The 1,398-nt window shown below is 66.7% G+C and carries 1 protein-coding gene; it reads left to right on the plus strand.

The features are described from left to right. On the plus strand, positions 1–1,398 hold a 1,398-nt coding region (locus tag DMB80_RS27740; RefSeq protein WP_162938737.1), incomplete at both ends, for an AMP-binding protein.

Consider the following 1,398-nt stretch of genomic DNA (forward strand, 5'->3'; position numbering starts at 1 on the left):
AAACCCCCCTACCCACCGATCGACCCCGCCCCACAACACCATCAGGCACCGGCGGCAGCATCGCCATAGAGCTGAGCACCGATACCACCCTCGCGCTGCGCGACCTGGCGGCAACACATCACGCCAGCATGCTCGCCGTGTTGCATGCCGCGGTGGTGGTCCTGTTGCGCCGTCTGGGTGCAGGCACCGACATCGTCGTCGGAACCCCGGTGGCCGGCCGCGACGACGACGTCCTCGATGACGTGGTGGGCCTGTTCGTCAACACCGTGGTGCTGCGCACCGATGTCTCGGGCAACCCCAGCTTCACCGAACTGCTCACTCGCATCCGTACCGACGATCTCGACGCGTTCGCCCACGCCGACCTGCCCTTCGACCGCATCGTCGAAACGCTGAACCCACCGCGGGTTCCCGGCCGCAACCCGCTGTTCAACGTCTTCATCGCCCACTACCGCAGAAGCGACGACGACACCACTCTGTTCGGACTCCCTGCCCACTGGCACGAGCCCGCGCCCACAGCGGCGATGTTCGACATCGGCATGATGCTGACCGAACACCCCGACGACACCGCAACGCTCACCGTCGAATACAGCGCCGACCTGTTCGACCGGGAGTCGGCGGCCGCACTCGGTCAACGACTGAGCCTGGTGTGCGATGCCGTCGCATCCGACGGGGGCACCCGGGTCGGCGACGTCGACATCCTGACCACGCAGGAGCGTGCGCGCATCCTCGTCGACCGGAATCACACGAAACATGATGTGCCGCAGACAAGTCTGGCGGCGTTGGTGTCGGCCGAGGCTGCACGGACACCTCACGCTATTGCGTTGTCGTATGAGGGTGTCGAGGTGACTTATGGCGAGCTCGAGGCGTGGTCGGATCGGTTCGCCGCACGGCTACGCGACCAGGGCGCCCTACCCGGAACCGTGGTCGGTATCCGGTTGCCCCGCTCCCTGGAACTCATCGTCGCCCTGATCGCCACCACCAAAACCGGCGCCGCGTTCCTGCCCCTGGACCCCGACTACCCTGCCGCCCGCCTGGACCACATGACCGCCGACACCACGCCCGCGGTCATCCTCGACGACCCCGCGCAGATCACTGACGCACAACACGATTCACAACCCACACCCCTGCCACCAGTGCACCCCGGCTCCGTGGCCTACATCCTCTACACCTCCGGAACCACCGGCATCCCCAAAGGCGTGGTCATCCCCCACACCGCCATCACCAATCGCATCCTGTGGCTACAGCACGCCTACCCCCTCAACGCCTCTGACCGCATGCTGGTCAAAACCCCCATCAGCTTCGACACCTCCGTCTGGGAAGTGTTCTGGCCCTTGACCACCGGCGCCACCGCCGTGATCGCCCGCCCCGGCGGCCACCGCGACCCCCACTACCTCGCCC

Source organism: Mycobacterium kyogaense (genome assembly GCF_003254575.1).
Lineage (GTDB): Bacteria > Actinomycetota > Actinomycetes > Mycobacteriales > Mycobacteriaceae > Mycobacterium > Mycobacterium kyogaense.